This window comes from Pseudomonas sp. MF09156, from assembly GCF_059862305.1.
Window position 1 is genome coordinate 160,174 of record NZ_JCBCUR010000002.1, and the last position, 15,034, is coordinate 175,207.

General features: G+C 61.3%; 17 protein-coding genes. 8 read left to right on the forward strand and 9 right to left on the reverse strand.

What is annotated here, in order from left to right; translation table 11 throughout:
• Positions 1-21 precede the first annotated feature (21 nt).
• Entirely contained in the window at positions 22-1,206 is a 1,185-nt protein-coding gene (gene cfaB / locus AC19YY_RS06485) for a C17 cyclopropane fatty acid synthase CfaB (RefSeq protein ID WP_169954042.1), read from the forward strand.
• A gap of 146 nt (positions 1,207-1,352) precedes the next feature.
• Here cfaB and cls read toward each other — a convergent pair whose 3' ends face one another.
• Complete coding sequence (cls, locus tag AC19YY_RS06490) at positions 1,353-2,792, reverse strand: cardiolipin synthase (RefSeq protein WP_500603980.1); 1,440 nt, start codon at positions 2,790-2,792, stop codon at positions 1,353-1,355.
• Positions 2,793-2,922: 130 nt separating this feature from the next.
• Between cls and AC19YY_RS06495 the strand changes: the two genes are divergently transcribed.
• Positions 2,923-3,444 carry a DUF3617 domain-containing protein gene (locus tag AC19YY_RS06495; RefSeq protein WP_169954040.1) on the forward strand — a complete coding sequence of 174 codons (522 nt, stop codon included), beginning with the start codon at positions 2,923-2,925 and terminating at the stop codon, positions 3,442-3,444.
• A 39-nt stretch (positions 3,445-3,483) separates the two neighbouring features.
• Here AC19YY_RS06495 and AC19YY_RS06500 read toward each other — a convergent pair whose 3' ends face one another.
• The 5 genes from AC19YY_RS06500 to AC19YY_RS06520 all read right to left on the reverse strand — a co-directional run bounded on the left by AC19YY_RS06500 (position 3,484) and on the right by AC19YY_RS06520 (position 7,155).
• Positions 3,484-4,821, reverse strand: a complete 1,338-nt coding sequence (locus AC19YY_RS06500) for a dihydroorotase (RefSeq protein WP_172313816.1) — start codon at positions 4,819-4,821, stop codon at positions 3,484-3,486.
• Between the two features lie 2 nt (positions 4,822-4,823).
• Positions 4,824-5,384, reverse strand: a complete 561-nt coding sequence (locus AC19YY_RS06505; protein ID WP_169954038.1) for a gamma carbonic anhydrase family protein — start codon at positions 5,382-5,384, stop codon at positions 4,824-4,826.
• Positions 5,381-5,806 (reverse strand): phosphoribosyl-AMP cyclohydrolase, encoded by a 426-nt coding sequence (hisI, locus tag AC19YY_RS06510; protein ID WP_169954037.1) that lies wholly within the window; start codon positions 5,804-5,806, stop codon positions 5,381-5,383. The genes AC19YY_RS06505 and hisI overlap by 4 nt, the downstream gene beginning before the upstream one ends.
• Positions 5,803-6,708, reverse strand: a complete 906-nt coding sequence (folE2, locus tag AC19YY_RS06515; protein ID WP_432754801.1) for a GTP cyclohydrolase FolE2 — start codon at positions 6,706-6,708, stop codon at positions 5,803-5,805. Before folE2 ends, hisI begins: the two co-directional genes overlap by 4 nt.
• 78 nt (positions 6,709-6,786) lie before the next feature.
• Positions 6,787-7,155 carry a glutamine synthetase gene (locus AC19YY_RS06520; RefSeq protein WP_169954035.1) on the reverse strand — a complete coding sequence of 123 codons (369 nt, stop codon included), beginning with the start codon at positions 7,153-7,155 and terminating at the stop codon, positions 6,787-6,789.
• A gap of 126 nt (positions 7,156-7,281) precedes the next feature.
• Here AC19YY_RS06520 and dksA point away from each other — a divergent pair, with 126 nt between their 5' ends.
• From dksA to AC19YY_RS06540, 4 genes are read left to right on the forward strand one after another with little or no spacing between them, the layout of a single operon-like run.
• Positions 7,282-7,686: an RNA polymerase-binding protein DksA gene (gene dksA, locus AC19YY_RS06525; RefSeq protein ID WP_169954034.1), complete on the forward strand. Its 405-nt coding sequence runs from the start codon at positions 7,282-7,284 to the stop codon at positions 7,684-7,686.
• A gap of 26 nt (positions 7,687-7,712) precedes the next feature.
• Positions 7,713-8,921 carry a zinc metallochaperone GTPase ZigA gene (gene zigA, locus AC19YY_RS06530; RefSeq protein ID WP_500603981.1) on the forward strand — a complete coding sequence of 403 codons (1,209 nt, stop codon included), beginning with the start codon at positions 7,713-7,715 and terminating at the stop codon, positions 8,919-8,921.
• Positions 8,921-9,565, forward strand: a complete 645-nt coding sequence (locus AC19YY_RS06535) for a DUF1826 domain-containing protein (RefSeq protein WP_172313810.1) — start codon at positions 8,921-8,923, stop codon at positions 9,563-9,565. The genes zigA and AC19YY_RS06535 overlap by 1 nt, the downstream gene beginning before the upstream one ends.
• Positions 9,566-9,609: 44 nt before the next feature.
• A complete protein-coding gene (locus AC19YY_RS06540) occupies positions 9,610-10,572 on the forward strand; it encodes a CobW family GTP-binding protein (protein ID WP_500604084.1) in 963 nt (320 codons plus the stop codon).
• On the opposite strand, the gene AC19YY_RS06545 is transcribed toward AC19YY_RS06540, so the two are convergent.
• Positions 10,566-10,958, reverse strand: a complete 393-nt coding sequence (locus AC19YY_RS06545) for a DUF3301 domain-containing protein (RefSeq protein WP_057961211.1) — start codon at positions 10,956-10,958, stop codon at positions 10,566-10,568. The genes AC19YY_RS06540 and AC19YY_RS06545 overlap by 7 nt on opposite strands.
• A gap of 116 nt (positions 10,959-11,074) precedes the next feature.
• On the opposite strand from AC19YY_RS06545, the gene pdxY reads away from it, so the two are divergent.
• On the forward strand, positions 11,075-11,947 hold the full coding sequence (gene pdxY, locus AC19YY_RS06550) for a pyridoxal kinase PdxY (RefSeq protein ID WP_169954031.1): 873 nt from the start codon (positions 11,075-11,077) through the stop codon (positions 11,945-11,947).
• Between the two features lie 54 nt (positions 11,948-12,001).
• Here pdxY and AC19YY_RS06555 read toward each other — a convergent pair whose 3' ends face one another.
• Entirely contained in the window at positions 12,002-12,484 is a 483-nt protein-coding gene (locus tag AC19YY_RS06555) for an acyl-CoA thioesterase (protein ID WP_029290061.1), read from the reverse strand.
• A 293-nt stretch (positions 12,485-12,777) separates the two neighbouring features.
• Between AC19YY_RS06555 and AC19YY_RS06560 the strand changes: the two genes are divergently transcribed.
• Positions 12,778-14,541 (forward strand): cation:proton antiporter, encoded by a 1,764-nt coding sequence (locus AC19YY_RS06560; protein ID WP_500603982.1) that lies wholly within the window; start codon positions 12,778-12,780, stop codon positions 14,539-14,541.
• Positions 14,542-14,601: 60 nt separating this feature from the next.
• Here the strand turns inward: AC19YY_RS06560 and AC19YY_RS06565 are convergent, their stop codons facing one another.
• Positions 14,602-15,009 carry an SMI1/KNR4 family protein gene (locus AC19YY_RS06565; protein WP_029290059.1) on the reverse strand — a complete coding sequence of 136 codons (408 nt, stop codon included), beginning with the start codon at positions 15,007-15,009 and terminating at the stop codon, positions 14,602-14,604.
• Positions 15,010-15,034: the final 25 nt, after the last annotated feature.

The following is a 15,034-nucleotide window of genomic DNA, read 5'->3' on the forward strand; positions in this document are numbered from 1 at the left end:
CTGAAACAGGGGGGACTACTCATGCTCGCGCAACTTCCACCGGCCTTACAGAATCTTCAGCTACCGCTGCGTCTGCGACTCTGGGATGGCCATGAGTTCAACCTGGGCCCGGAGCCCAGCGTCACGATCGTGGTCAAGGACCCGGTGATGGTGACGCAACTGACCCATCCCACGCTCGATTCCCTGGGCGCTGCCTTCGTCGAAGGCAAACTGGAGCTGGAAGGCTCCATCAGCGATGTGATCCGGGTGTGTGACGAACTGAGCCACGCCCTGGTGGATGAAGATGAGCACGCCGGACCGGTGCGCTCGATCCACGACAAGGCTACGGATGCCGCCGCGATTTCCTACCACTACGACCTGTCGAACGAGTTCTACCAGCTCTGGCTGGACCGTGACATGGCCTACTCCTGCGGTTACTTCGAGACCGGCAGCGAATCCCTCGACCAGGCCCAGCAAGATAAATTCCGCCACCTGTGCCGCAAGTTGCGCCTGCAGCCTGGGGAATATCTGTTGGACGTCGGTTGCGGCTGGGGCGGGCTGGCGCGTTATGCGGCGCGCGAATTCGGGGTCAAGGTGTTCGGCATCACCCTGAGCAAGGAACAACTGGCATTGGCCAGGGAACGCGTGCTCGCCGAGGGCCTGGAAGACCAAGTGGAACTGGCGTTGCTCGACTACCGCGACCTGCCCCAGGACGGGCGGTTCGATAAAGTGGTCAGCGTCGGCATGTTCGAACATGTTGGCCACGCCAACCTGGCGCAGTACTGCCAGACCCTGTTCGGCGCCGTGCGCGAAGGAGGCCTGGTGCTCAACCATGGCATCACCGCCAAACACACCGATGGCCGCCCGGTGGGACGTGGCGCGGGGGACTTTATCGAGCGCTACGTATTCCCCAATGGCGAGTTGCCGCACTTGGTGATGATCAGCGCCGAGATCAGCGAAGTCGGCCTGGAAGTGGTCGACGTGGAAAGCCTGCGTCTGCATTACGCACGCACCCTGGACCATTGGAGCGAACGCCTGGAAGACAACCTGGAAGCGGCGGCGAAAATGGTCCCGCCCCAGGCACTGCGTATCTGGCGCCTGTACCTGGCAGGATGTGCGTATGCGTTTGCCCGCGGGTGGATCAACCTGCATCAGATCCTGGCGGTCAAGCCCCATGCCGATGGCAGCCATGAGTTGCCGTGGACGCGGGAAGATCTCTATCGCTGAGGTCTTGGCTACGCTGCAATACTAAATGTGGGAGCTGAGCTTGTGTGGGAGCTGGCTTGCCTGCGATTGCATCACCGTGCTGTAACTGCAAGAACGCGGAGTCTGCATCGCAGGCAAGCCAGCTCCCACATTTTGTCCGGTGCAATTTATAGGATCGGGGAAATCAACCGCGCCACCCGCATGCCCAGTTGCTGCAGGCGGCGGGTCTGTTGGCTTTCTTCCTGGCTGGTTTCGTGGGCCTGGGCGAAGTCGTCCAGCAGCATGTGTTCCACTTCGCTGGCGAAGGTTTTATCGACCGTCAGCAACATCACTTCAAAGTTGAGGCGGAACGAACGGTTGTCCAGGTTCGCACTGCCGATGGCGCTGATTTCGCGGTCTACCAACACCACTTTCTGATGCAGGAAGCCCGGCTTGAAGCGGAATACCCGAACCCCGGCGCGCACCGCTTCAATCGCGTACAGGCTGGATGCGGCGTAGACAATGCGATGGTCGGGGCGTGACGGCAGCAGCAGGCGTACGTCCACGCCACGCAACACCGCCAGGCGCAACGCGGCGAATACTGCCTCATCGGGGATGAAGTAAGGGCTGGTGATCCACACTCGCTCAGTTGCCGCATGAATGGCTTCGACGAAAAACAGCGAGCAGGTCTCATAGGGGTCCGCCGGACCGCTGGCCAGCAATTGGCAGAGCACACCGTCGTCGGCGTAGGTATCAGGCAGGATCAGCGGCGGCAGTTCGCGCGCGGCCCAGAACCAGTCTTCGGCAAACGACTCCTGCAGGCAGGCCACCACCGGGCCGCTGACGTGCACATGGGTGTCGCGCCAGGGCGCCAGCGGCGGTTTCTTGCCCATGTATTCGTCGCCGACGTTATGCCCACCGACAAACCCGCTCAGGCCATCGACCACGACGATCTTGCGGTGGTTGCGGAAATTTACCTGGAAACGATTGAGCCAGCCGCTGCGGGTGGCAAACGCCTTGATCTGCACCCCGGCGTCGCGCAGCGAATGCACATAGCGGTGGGGCAGGGAGTGGCTGCCGATGCGGTCATACAGCACGTAGATGGCCACGCCCTCGGCGGCCTTGGCCTTGAGCAGGTTGTGCAACTGGCGGCCGAGTTCGTCGTCATGAATGATGAAAAACTGCACCAGCACAGCCGTCTTGGCGGCGCGGATGGCGTCGAAGATGGCGCTGAAGGTGGCGTCGCCATTGACCAGCAAACGCACCTGGTTATTGGCCAGGCACGGCATGCGCCCCAGCTTGGGCATGGCGCGCAGGGAGGCGTAGGCGTGGGAGTTGCGTGCGGCCAGGGCTTCTTCGACCCAGGGGCGCCAGTTCAACTCGGTGATGGCCTTGTGCATTTCCTGGTTGGCCTGGCGGCGCGCCTGGATATAGGCATCGAAGCTGCTGCGGCCAAAGATCAGGTAGGGGATCAGGGTCAGGTACGGCATGAACATCAGCGACAGCGCCCAGGCAATCGAGCCTTGGGCGGTACGTACGGTCAGCACCGCGTGCAGGGCGGCCAGCGAGCCGAGAAAATGCAGGGTGGCGATGAAGTAACCAAGCAAGTGCGGGCCGAAGAAATCCATGGACAACATTACTCCTGACAATCCAATGCGTAACAGACCATGTTCGGCGGCGATTGTCGCTATTTTATTGAGCATGCAACGCCGACCACTTTACGACGTCTAACGCCGACAATTACCCAGGAGTTACCCGATGAATGCTCGTCTGCTTGGTTTGGCCATGGTTGTTGGTTTGACGCTGCCGGTGGCAGCGCAGGCGCAGATGTTGGCGCCGGGCTTGTGGGAATTGACCACCAGCAACATGAAAGTCGATAACCAGAACCTGCCGGACTTGTCGTTGATCCTCGGTCAGCTGAAACAACAGATGACCCCGGAACAGCGCGCCATGCTGGAAAAACAAGGCATTACCATGGCCGGCAAGGGCGTGCAGGTGTGCCTGACACCGGCCCAGGTGGCCTCCGACTCCATCCCGCTGACCGACCCGCAATCGGGTTGCAAGCAAGAGGTGACAGACAAGACCGGCAACCAGTGGAAATTCCGCTTCAGCTGCCCGAAAGCCCAGGGCACTGGCGTGGCCACGTTCCAGAGCCAGAAGGCATTTACCACCACGGTCAACGGCACCTTCAATGCCACCGGCGTGCAGCAGAACGGCAGCCTCGACACCCAGGCGCAGTGGCTGGGCAACGACTGCGGCACGGTCAAGCCCCGCGCCTGATCACACGCCCTGCAGGAGCCGGCAAGCCGGCCCCTGCGTTTAGCGCAGAAAATGCAGGGGCAGCCCCTGGCAACTGTCCACCACCTGCCCCTGGTGCCAGGCCACATGGCCTGACACCAGGGTAGTGCTGACGCTATGGCGAAAGCTGCGTTCGGCAAACGGCGTCCAGCCGCACCGGGCGAGGATCGGTTGGCTGCTCACGGGCTTGCCTTCGGGCTCGGGTTTGATCAGCACCAGGTCGGCCCAGTAGCCCTCGCGCAGATAACCCCGCTGGGGAATGGCGAACAGGTCGGCGACGCGATGACTGGTTTTTGCCACCAGCGTAGTCAGTGGCAACAAGCCGTCGGCCACCAATTCCAGCAATGCAGGCAACGCGTGTTGCACCAGGGGCAATCCTGCCGGTGCCTCACGGTACGCCTGCTGTTTTTGCGCCCAGGTATGCGGGGCGTGGTCGGTGCCAATCACATCCAACCGGTTGCTCAGCAGTGCCAGGCGCAGGGCATTGCGGTCGGCCCGGGTCTTGATCGCCGGGTTGCATTTGATCTGGTGGCCGAGGCGGGCATAGTCGCGGTCATCGAACAGCAAGTGATGCACGCACACTTCTGCCGTGATGCGTTTTTCTGCCAGCGGTTTGTCTTCGAACAGCGGCAATTCCCGCGCGCTGGTCAGGTGCAGCACATGCAGGCGCGTGCCATGGCGGCGCGCCAGCTCCACCGCCAGGGATGACGAGCGATAGCAGGCTTCGGCGTCGCGAATCAGCGGGTGGGCTACAGCGGGGATCTTCTCGCCGAAGCGATCGCGCAGCCGTTGTTCGTTGGCGTGGATGCTCGGCGTGTGCTCGCAATGGGCGAGGAGAATGGTCGGCACCTCAGCAAATAAACGCTCCAGGACGCGTGGATCATCCACCAGCATATTGCCGGTGGAGGCGCCCATAAACACTTTGACCCCGGCGACCTGCCGCGGATCAAGGGCAGCCACGGTGTCGAGGTTGTCGTTGCTGACGCCAAAGTGAAAGCCATAGTTGGCCACCGAGTGCAGCGCCGCGCGGCGTTTCTTGTCGGCCAGTGCTTCCAGGGTCAGGGTCGCCGGTTGGGTGTTGGGCATGTCCATGAAGCTGGTGATGCCACCGGCCACCGCCGCGCGGGACTCGCTGTAGAAGCTGCCTTTGTCCGGCGCGCCGGGTTCGCGAAAGTGCACCTGGTCGTCGATCATGCCTGGCAGCAACCATTGGCCTTGGGCGTCAATCTCGATAGCGGCTGTTTGCCCGTGGATGCTGCTGGCGATTTTCTCGATACGGCCGTTGGCGACCAGCAAGTCGGCGTCGAATTCCTGGCCCTCATTCACCAGGCGGGCGTTGCGGATCAGCAGGCGGCTCATGCTCAGAACTCGTTTTGCAGGGCTTTGTAGCCAAGCACCAGATCGACATTGGTACGCGCCACATCTTCAGAAAACTCCGAGGCGCTGACGCTGACGGGCGGGAACTGCGACAGGTCGGTGTTGGGACCGATGCGCGTGGTGGACGGCACATAGAAGGCGGCGGGCAAGTCGCGGCCATCCACCACCGAGTTGTGCCGCACCACGCAGCCGTCGCCAACCGCGCAGTTGAACAGCACGCTGTTGAAACCGATGAACACCCGGTCGCCGACGGTGCAGGGGCCGTGGACAATCGAGCGATGGGCGATGGAACTGAACTCGCCGATAGTCACCGCCGCACCGGATTTGGAGTGGATCACCACGCCGTCCTGGATATTGGAATTGGCGCCGATGGTGATCGGGTCCATGTCGCCGGTGGCGTCCACTTCATCGGCGCGGATCACCGCATAGGGGCCGACAAAGACGTTCTCGCCGATGATCACCTTGCCGCAGATGATCGCGGTTTTATCGACGTAGGCCGATTCGGCAATGACCGGCAGATCGCCGGAAGGGTTCTTGCGGATCATGCTGCAGGTTCCTTGAGGGGCGCGGTGAGGATATGCACGTGGTCGTCTTCGATAGCGTTGTAAAAACAGTTCGGGCGGCCGGTGTGACAGGCCGGGCCCTGTTGGTCGACGATCAGCAACACAGCATCGCCGTCGCAATCCAGGCGTGCTTCGACCAACTGCTGGCGGTGGCCGGAGCTTTCACCTTTGCGCCACAACTGCTGGCGTGAGCGTGACCAGTAGCAGACCTGGCCGCTGGCGAGGGTTTCTTCGAGGGCCTGGCGATTCATCCAGGCCAGCATCAATACCTCGCCGCTGCCGTGTTGCTGGGCGATGGCGGCGATCAGGCCGTCGCGGTTCCACGGCAAGGCATTCAGTACCGGGGCCAGGGCAAAGCGACTGCCTACACTGGCGGCTTCGAGGTCGAGCATTGTCAGCGTCATGGGGTGCCCGAGACGTTTCTCGTCCAATGGCTTTCGGCTACGGCGTCATGGGCGTGCAGGCTTTCGGCGTGGATGACTTTGAGGTGAATGGCTTGCACTGCATCCGAGCGTTTTAGCGCCAGGTTCAGACGGCGCGCGGCGTCTTCGCAGAACATCAGGTTCTGGCCGTTGGCTAGGGCAAACGCCTGTTCATCGGCGCGCTTTACGGCGGTTTGGACGGCGGTGCCGAGGGCGGCTTCGGCCTGGTCGATCAAGTCGGCCAGGGGCAACGTTTGTACGCCGGGTTGCAGTTGGACCTGCAACAGCGCACTGCTGCGTTGGCTATGGGGCGTGGCGACGATGCCATTGGCACTGCCGAGCCAGGCCAGTACATCTTCGTGCTGCAACGACTTATTGCCGAAGTCATCGACAAATTGCTGTTGAATCAACTGCCTGGCGAGGGCCGCAGAGCAAGGGCAGGTGGACGAGTAGGTCACGTCAATTTTTAGTTCCACGTGGAACATCTGCTTTTCCAGACGCGCTTCGATGGTCACCGGATAAGTCTTCCAGCCCGATAGCGGGCTGACCAATGCCGGGCGTTTAAGCAGCAAGTCGGTGTGAATCCGCAGGTAGGCGCTGCTCGATAACCCTTCATGGCTATCAAGGAATCGCTGTAAAACCTGGCGCAGCAACACGGGTTGCAGGTCTTGTTGCTCGAGCATCTCCAGCGCCAGGTACAGGCGCGACATATGAATGCCTCGCGCCTCGCCGTCATCCAGGCTCACGCCGGCATCGGCCTTGGCACTCAAGCGTTGGCCGTCGATCAGGATAGGAAGGGCAATGCCGCACATGCCCACCCAGTCGAGAGGCAAGGCTTGGCGAGAAGCCTGCGCGGCGATATCCGGCAGAGTCAGCGCATTCATGAGCAGGTCCATCGTTGGAAATAATCTGACATGTTATAGTATAACAATTAGATCTACGATGATTTTTCTACGACCGCCCTAGCACCCGCTGATACGGCTGCAGGTGAACTTGGCGCTGGAGCCTCCGGAACTGGAGAACCGGTTGATCGTGGTCCAGCCCACACGCCGGGTGTAGCCCACCCACGCCTCGCCGTCGGAAGCCAGCCCGGTAAAGAACGTCAGTTGGCCATAGCGGCTGTTGGTCTGTGCCCAATAGCGCTTGCCGATCACCTCGAACCCGCGCAGATACGTGGTGTTGCCTGCGGTCGCGACACTGTAGGCATTGCCTTGGGCATCGACGCAGGCCAGCAGGGTGGCGCTGCGAGTGCAAGTGGCCAGCGTGCCGGGCATTTGGGCGCTGGCCTGGGTCGCCACCAGTAGCAACACGCTGCATATCAGGTATTTCATCGCGCTTCTCGGGGCCTGGAGAGAATCAAGGATTACGCCCTTCGTCGTGTCGAGCAAGAGGGCGTTGGCTTATTTGTATTGTTATAATATAACATCAATGCACAGCCTGACCCGTGAATCGTCCCGATGACTGAACAAGACCTGCTTGCCCAGCCGCCCGCTGATTACATGAATGAGGCCCAGCAAGCCTTTTTCCGCGAGCTGTTGTTGGCCCAGCGCTATGACCTGCAAGCGCGCATCGAAGCCGAATTCATCGTGCTGCGCGAGCAGGAGCCCAACAGCGACCCCGCCGATGTGGGCAGCGCCGAAGAACAGCGCCAGTGGCAACTGCGCCTGCTGGAGCGAGAAAAGAAGCTGCTGGACAAGATCGACGAAGCCTTGGAGCACCTCGCCCGTGGTGAATACGGCTGGTGCCGCGAGACGGGCGAGCCGATTGGCCTCAAGCGCCTGTTGCTGCGGCCCACGGCCACCCTGTGTATTGAAGCCAAAGAACGTGAAGAGCTGCGCGAACGCCATCAACGGGCGATTTGACCGGCCACCCTGATGAGGAACACCCGATGACCGACCGTCTACCCGTTACCGTGCTGTCCGGATTTCTCGGCGCCGGTAAAAGCACGCTGCTCAATTACGTCCTGCGCAACCGCGAAAACCTGCGGGTGGCGGTGATCGTCAACGACATGAGCGAAATCAACATTGATGGCGCCGCAGTCCAGCGCGACGTCAGCCTCAATCGCGCCGAAGAAAAACTGGTGGAGATGAGCAACGGCTGTATCTGCTGCACCCTGCGTGAAGACTTGCTGGTCGAGGTAGGAAAGCTCGCCAGGGAGGGCCGGTTCGATTACCTGCTGATCGAATCCACCGGCATTTCCGAGCCGCTGCCGGTGGCGGAAACGTTCACCTTCCGCGATGAAAACGGCCAGAGCCTGGCCGACATTGCACGTTTGGACACCATGGTCACCGTGGTCGATGGCATGAACTTCCTGCTCGACTACCAGGCCGCCGAAAGCCTCGCGTCCCGCGGCGAAACCCTGGGCGAGGACGATGAGCGCTCCATCACTGACCTGTTGATCGAACAGATCGAGTTCGCCGACGTCATCCTGGTCAGCAAGATCGACCTGATCAGCCGCCACGAGCGTGAAGAACTGGTGGCCATCCTTGAACGCCTGAATGCCCAGGCGCGCATCATTCCCATGGTCATGGGCGAGGTGCCGCTGGCCGAGATCCTCAACACCGGGCGTTTTGACTTTGAGCGCGCGGCCCAGGCACCGGGCTGGCTGCAGGAACTACGCGGCGAGCATGTGCCGGAGACTGAGGAATATGGCATCGCCTCCACGGCCTACCGGGCGCGCCGGCCATTCCATCCCCAACGCTTTTTCGACTTTATCGACCGCCCATGGGTCAACGGCAAGCTGCTGCGCTCCAAGGGGTTTTTCTGGCTGGCCAGTAAGCACCGCGATGCCGGTAGTTGGTCCCAGGCCGGCGGCCTGATGCGCCATGGTTTTGCCGGCCGCTGGTGGCGCTTTGTGCCCAAGAGTCAATGGCCCGAGGATCAGGAAAGTGTCGCGGCGATCATGGGCAACTGGCAGCCGAGCACCGGGGATTGCCGCCAGGAACTGGTGTTTATCGGGCAGAACATCGACTTCGTGCGCCTGCGCGCCGAGTTGGACGCATGCCTGCTGACCGACGATGAAATGGCCTTGGGCGCTGAAGGTTGGCACCTGTTGGTCGATCCTTTTGGCCCTTGGTACGAGGAGGCAGCCGCCTGATGCTGGCACCTGTGATTCAACTGCGCCCGGTGATTCGCCAGACCCGTGGGGAAACCCCGTTGGCCCTCGCCGACATCCTGGATAACGGCGTCAACCTGGCGCTGTGGCAGCGCCAGTTGCCGCTGCACATCGCCGAGTTTGGCGCGTTGCTGGTCTCGCTGGGCGAGCCGCTGGCGGAGTCGCTGGTGGTGGAGCTGGACAGCGAAGACGCCGAACCCGACTTGCAGGGGCTGGCCGCAGGCTGTCGTGACCTTGAGGGCTACGAAGGCTTTATCGCCGATGTTGCCTGGCTGATCAGCGCTTTTGCCTGCCTGCTGGGCGCCAAGCGCATTGGCGTGCGGCTGAGGCTACTGGACAAGGCCATGTGCCCGCGCTTTCACGTCGATCACGTGCCTGTGCGTTTGATTACCACCTATGCCGGTATCGGCAGCCAATGGCTGCGCGAAGGGGTGATGGACCGAAGTCAATTGAGTCAGGCGGACGCGGAGCCCACCGAGCGCATCGAACAGATCCACTGTGGCGAAGTCGCCCTGCTCAAGGGCGAAAAGTGGCGCGGCAACGAGGGCCATGGCCTGATTCATCGCTCGCCGGCCCTGGCCGCCAATGAACGGCGGCTGATTCTGACGCTGGATTGGCTGGCATAACCGGGTAGGATCAGCGTCTCTACACGGCCTGAATAATGTCCACGATGCTGCAGAATATTCCCACGCATGTGATTGCCGGCCCCTTGGGTGCTGGCAAGACCAGCTTGATCAAGCACCTGTTCACCCAGCGCCCGGCCAATGAGCGATGGGCGGTGTTGATCAATGAGTTCGGGCAGATTGGCCTGGATGCTGCGCTGCTGACCCTGGATGACGACGGCATTGCCATCGGCGAAGTGGCCGGTGGCTGTTTGTGCTGTGTGAATGGTGCGCCGTTCCAGGTAGGGCTAGGCCGCCTACTGCGTAAGGCCAAGCCGCACCGGCTGTTTATCGAGCCCTCGGGGTTGGGGCACCCGGCGCAATTGCTGGCGCAGTTGCGCCAGGCGCCCTGGCAGACCGTGCTCGCTGTCCAGCCTTGTGTGCTGGTGCTCGACGCCCAGGCACTGGCGGCGGGCAGACCGTTGCCCGACGCGCAACGCGAAGCATTGGCCAGTGCCGGGTTGCTGCTGCTGAACAAGGCTGAAGGGTTGGACGCCGCGCAACGTAGCGCAATCGAAAGGACCCTGCCGGCCTGCGAGATTTACTGGGCGCGGCAGGCGCAGCTGCCATTGGTTCGGCTACCGGGGGTTGGCGCACAGGCCGGGGCGGCTGTGGATAACTTTCAAGTGCCCCAGGGGCTGGCGCAAATCCCGGCAATCTGGAGCGATCCGTGCGTGCCGATTTGCCTGCATCAGGCGCAGGCCGGCGGCTGGAGCATCGGTTGGCGCTGGCACCCAAGCCAGCAGTTCGACCCCACGCGGCTGTGCCAATGGTTGCAGAACCTGGAGTGGCGTCGCGCCAAATTGGTTATCCACAGCGCCGACGGCTGGGTCTCGGCCAACGCTTTGGATAACACCACACTCACCTGGCAGCCCAGCGAATGGCGTCGGGACTCGCGTATCGAGCTGATCTTTGGCGAAGAGCAGGATGTGGCAAAACTGCAAAAAGCCCTGGCCGCTTGCCGTCAGTGACGGCTCTTGCCGTGCTCCTGGCGCCACTGGCTTAGTTCAATCACTTCGGCGCTGGGCGGCGGCGTCTTTATTTCAAACGGGTAGGGCGCCAGTTCGATTTGCGCGCTGTGGGCCCCAAATTGGGTGATGGTGCCGGGATGGCGGGCTTCGCCGGTCACCGTGAACTCAAAATTGTAGACCCGTGCCAAACGCCGGCGCCCGCTGGCGTCCTTGACGAAACCGATGCGTTTCAAGGCCACGGCGCCGTCGAGCAGTTCGATGTCGAGCTTGGCGCAATGCTGTTTGACCCTCTCCAACGCGCGCTCGCGCAGGCCGTGGTTGTGCCACACCCAGGCGGCAGCCGCCGCCAGCAGCATCAGCACAAAGATATTTCCCAGGGTCAGCATTCGATTTGCTCCAACAAAGTAAGGCCAGCTTAACTGCGTCTCCGGTCTGTCGTACAGGCTGCGTTTAGTCGCATACTGCGCGGCCAGAATTTAACGGTTTTACGGAAGTTTCCTGCATGAAACGTACGCCTCATCTGCTTGCGATCCAGTCCCATGTGGTCTTCGGCCATGCCGGCAACAGCGCCGCCGTGTTTCCCATGCAGCGGGTGGGGGTGAATGTCTGGCCGCTGAACACTGTGCAGTTCTCCAACCATACCCAGTATGGCCAGTGGGCGGGAGAAGTGTTGGCGCCCCAGCAAATTCCTGCGTTGGTGGAGGGGATCGCGGCGATTGGCGAGCTGGGCAACTGCGATGCGGTGTTGTCCGGTTACCTGGGCAGCGCCGCCCAGGGCCGGGCGATCCTGACCGGTGTGGCGCGGATCAAGGCCATCAACCCCAAGGCCCTGTACCTGTGCGACCCGGTGATGGGTCATCCGGAAAAAGGCTGCATCGTGCCCCAGGAAGTCAGTGATTTCTTGCTCGACGAAGCTGTGGCCATGGCTGACTTCCTGTGCCCCAACCAATTGGAGCTGGACAGCTTTTGCGGGCGTAAACCGCAGTCGCTGTTTGACTGCCTGGGCATGGCGCGGGCCCTGCTGGCGCGTGGGCCCAAGGCGGTGCTGGTCAAGCACCTGGATTACCCGGGCAAGCTGGCGGACGGTTTCGAGATGCTGCTGGTGACGGCAGAAGGCAGTTGGCACCTGCGTCGGCCATTGCTGGCGTTTCCGCGCCAGCCGGTGGGGGTGGGCGACTTGACGTCGGGCCTGTTCCTGGCGCGGGTGCTACTGGGTGACAGCCTGCTGGCTGCCTTCGAATTTACGGCGGCGGCTGTGCATGAAGTGCTGCTGGAAACCCAGGCGTGCGCCAGCTACGAGTTGGAATTGGTGCGGGCCCAGGACCGCATCGCCCATCCGCGCGTGCGCTTTGAAGCCACGCCGATCAGCCTCTGACACCACCAACCCAATGTGGGAGCGAGCAAGCCCGCTCCCACATTTTGATTGGGGTTACACGTCGGCCTTGATTTCCTGGTAGCGCTTCTCCAGCTCCTGGCGAATCTGCCGGCGCTGCTTGCCCTGGATAAACCGGCGCTTGTCTTCACTGTTCTGCGGCTGCAATGCGGGCACGGCGGCCGGCTTGCGGTCGTCATCGACGGCAACCATGGTGAAGAAGCAACTGTTGGTATGGCGCACCGAGCGCTCGCGGATGTTCTCGGTGACGACCTTGATCCCTACTTCCATCGAGGTGTTGCCGGTGTAGTTGACCGAAGCCAGGAACGTCACCAACTCGCCGACATGGATCGGCTCGCGAAAAATCACCTGGTCCACCGACAGCGTGACTACGTAGCGGCCGGCATAACGGCTGGCGCAGGCGTAGGCCACTTCGTCGAGGTACTTGAGCAGGGTGCCACCGTGGACATTGCCTGAGAAGTTGGCCATGTCAGGGGTCATCAATACCGTCATCGACAGCTGGGCGTTTCCGGGTTCCATAGCACACTCACGGTTGTAGGCATTGGTTGGGGGGGCACCTCTGCGGATGCTGGAATCATTGCGGCGTCATCCCTTACGGGACGCCGGGACGGGCCTTGCCGTCACGCCCAAGGCGATCTGTTTCCATATATTGCACCGGCTTTCTGCCGGAAGTCGTGGTGTTACCCTTGAAAAGCCCATTTCAAGGGCATTTCTTACGATTAAGGCAGACTTCTCCTTCCGCACATTGCGCGCCGTTGTAGCGGCCGCGTGGAAACCGGGACAGCGCCAGTACCCTCAAGGAGCCCCTCGCCATGCACGCCATCAGCTTTATCCAGGATTTGGCCGTGATCATGCTGGTGGCAGGGGTGGTGACTATCCTGTTTCATCGCCTCAAGCAGCCGGTCGTCCTGGGGTACATCGTCGCCGGCTTCATCATTGGCCCGCACACCCCGCCATTCGGCCTGATCCACGACGAAGACACTATCAAGACCCTGGCCGAGCTGGGAGTGATCTTCCTGATGTTCTGCCTGGGCCTGGAGTTCAGCCTGCGCAAGCTGTTCAAGGTGGGCGCCACGGCGTTTATCGCGGCCTTCCTGGAAATCATCCTGATGATCTGGATTGGCTATGAAATTGGCCAATGGTTCGACTGGAACACCATGGACTCGCTGTTCCTCGGCGCGATCCTGGCGATTTCCTCGACCACCATCATCGTCAAGGCGCTCAACGACCTGAAGATGAAAAACCAGCGCTTTGCCCAACTGATCTTTGGCGTGTTGATTGTCGAAGACATCTTGGGTATCGGCATCATTGCCTTGCTGTCGAGCATCGCCGTCAGCGGTACGGTCAGTTCCGGCGAGGTGTTTTCCACGGTCGGCAAGCTCTCGCTGTTCATGATCGTGGCCCTGGTGATCGGCATTTTGCTGGTGCCACGGCTGCTGGCCTACGTGGCCAAGTTCGAAAGCAACGAGATGCTGCTGATCACCGTCCTGGGCCTGTGTTTCGGCTTCTGCCTGCTGGTGGTCAAGCTCGAATACAGCATGGTGCTGGGCGCCTTCCTGATCGGTGCGATCATGGCCGAATCCCGGCAGTTGCTGAAAATCGAGCGCCTGATCGAACCGGTTCGCGACATGTTCAGCGCAATCTTCTTTGTTGCCATTGGCTTGATGATCGACCCGCAGATCCTGCTGCAATACGCCTGGCCGATTGCAGTGATCACCGTGGCCGTGGTGTTGGGCAAGATGCTGTCCTGTGGCCTTGGCGCGTTTATCGCCGGCAATGACGGCCGCACTTCGTTGCGGGTGGGTATGGGCCTGTCACAAATTGGCGAATTTTCTTTCATCATTGCGGCGCTGGGGATGACCTTGCAGGTGACCAGCGACTTTCTCTACCCGGTGGCGGTGGCCGTTTCCGCCATCACGACGTTGCTCACGCCCTACCTGATTCGTGGCGCCGACCCATTGTCCTTGAAGATCGCGGCGGTGATGCCGCAACGCCTGAGCCGGGTGTTTGGCATGTATGGCGAATGGCTGCGCAGTATTTCGCCCCAGGGCGAAGGCGCGATGCTGGCGTCGATGATCCGCAAGATCATCCTGCAGGTGGGGGTGAACCTGGCGCTGGTGGTGGCGATCTTCTTCACCGGCAGCTTTTTTGCCGCGCGCATTGGTGGGTATCTGGAAGGTTGGATCAGTGATCCGAGCTGGCAGAAGGCATTGATCTGGGGCGGTGCGTTGCTGCTGTCGCTGCCGTTTCTGATTGCCGCATATCGCAAGCTCAAGGCGCTGTCGATGTTGCTGGCGGAGATGAGCGTGAAGCCGGAAATGGCCGGGCGCCATACCCAGCGCGTGCGGCGGGTGATTGCCGAACTGATCCCGATTATCTCGCTACTGGTGATCTTCCTGCTGTTGGCAGCCTTGTCGGCCAGTATTTTGCCGACCAACAAGTTGCTGGTGTTGATTGCGGTGGTCACGGCTGCGGTGGCCGCCGTGCTCTGGCGTTGGTTCATCCGCATCCATACACGCATGCAAGTGGCTTTGCTGGAGACCCTGGACAATCACAAGGACACGCCGGAGCACTGACCACCACCCTCAACTGAGCGATCCACCGTAGGCGCCGGCCGGCCGGCGCCTACAAAGGCATCAGCTTTCCAGCCAGACGTCCCGCGCCCAGTGCCACACCGACTCCCAGGACTCTTCGGTTACCAGTTCTTCTTCGCCGGACCACAAAACCACCGTGCCGTCTTCTTCGACGCAGTAGTAGTCGTCGCCATCCTGGCAAATCGGGATCAGTTCGCGAGGCACGCCGATATCCCAGGCATTGGCGGCGACTTCCGGCAGGTAAGTGTGGGACTGGGGGTCGGTGATGGTCACCGGCTCCAGGCTGCCATACACCACATCGCTGACGGTCAGCAGGAATTCCTTGAACACAAACGGGATGTTGATAAACAGCTGTTCCTCGACTTCCACCAACTGGTCTTCGTCGGGCAGTTCCAGAGGAACCGGTACCGGTTCGTTGGCTTCACGCAATTGTTCGATAACTTCTTCCACGGCCGGGATCCTCATGCTAGATGGC

What these genes read in the sequence shown, in the direction of transcription:
- AC19YY_RS06495 (WP_169954040.1), top strand. Translation starts at nt 2,923, where the DNA reads ATGAATGCTCGTCTGCTTGGTTTGGCCATGGTTGTTGGTTTGACGCTG.
- cls (WP_500603980.1), bottom strand. Translation starts at nt 2,792, where the DNA reads ATGGATTTCTTCGGCCCGCACTTGCTTGGTTACTTCATCGCCACCCTG.
- dksA (WP_169954034.1), top strand. Translation starts at nt 7,282, where the DNA reads ATGACTGAACAAGACCTGCTTGCCCAGCCGCCCGCTGATTACATGAAT.
- AC19YY_RS06560 (WP_500603982.1), top strand. Translation starts at nt 12,778, where the DNA reads ATGCACGCCATCAGCTTTATCCAGGATTTGGCCGTGATCATGCTGGTG.
- AC19YY_RS06520 (WP_169954035.1), bottom strand. Translation starts at nt 7,155, where the DNA reads ATGAAATACCTGATATGCAGCGTGTTGCTACTGGTGGCGACCCAGGCC.
- hisI (WP_169954037.1), bottom strand. Translation starts at nt 5,806, where the DNA reads ATGACGCTGACAATGCTCGACCTCGAAGCCGCCAGTGTAGGCAGTCGC.
- cfaB (WP_169954042.1), top strand. Translation starts at nt 22, where the DNA reads ATGCTCGCGCAACTTCCACCGGCCTTACAGAATCTTCAGCTACCGCTG.
- AC19YY_RS06505 (WP_169954038.1), bottom strand. Translation starts at nt 5,384, where the DNA reads ATGATCCGCAAGAACCCTTCCGGCGATCTGCCGGTCATTGCCGAATCG.
- AC19YY_RS06545 (WP_057961211.1), bottom strand. Translation starts at nt 10,958, where the DNA reads ATGCTGACCCTGGGAAATATCTTTGTGCTGATGCTGCTGGCGGCGGCT.
- AC19YY_RS06535 (WP_172313810.1), top strand. Translation starts at nt 8,921, where the DNA reads ATGCTGGCACCTGTGATTCAACTGCGCCCGGTGATTCGCCAGACCCGT.
- folE2 (WP_432754801.1), bottom strand. Translation starts at nt 6,708, where the DNA reads ATGAATGCGCTGACTCTGCCGGATATCGCCGCGCAGGCTTCTCGCCAA.
- zigA (WP_500603981.1), top strand. Translation starts at nt 7,713, where the DNA reads ATGACCGACCGTCTACCCGTTACCGTGCTGTCCGGATTTCTCGGCGCC.
- pdxY (WP_169954031.1), top strand. Translation starts at nt 11,075, where the DNA reads ATGAAACGTACGCCTCATCTGCTTGCGATCCAGTCCCATGTGGTCTTC.
- AC19YY_RS06540 (WP_500604084.1), top strand. Translation starts at nt 9,610, where the DNA reads ATGCTGCAGAATATTCCCACGCATGTGATTGCCGGCCCCTTGGGTGCT.
- AC19YY_RS06555 (WP_029290061.1), bottom strand. Translation starts at nt 12,484, where the DNA reads ATGGAACCCGGAAACGCCCAGCTGTCGATGACGGTATTGATGACCCCT.
- AC19YY_RS06500 (WP_172313816.1), bottom strand. Translation starts at nt 4,821, where the DNA reads ATGAGCCGCCTGCTGATCCGCAACGCCCGCCTGGTGAATGAGGGCCAG.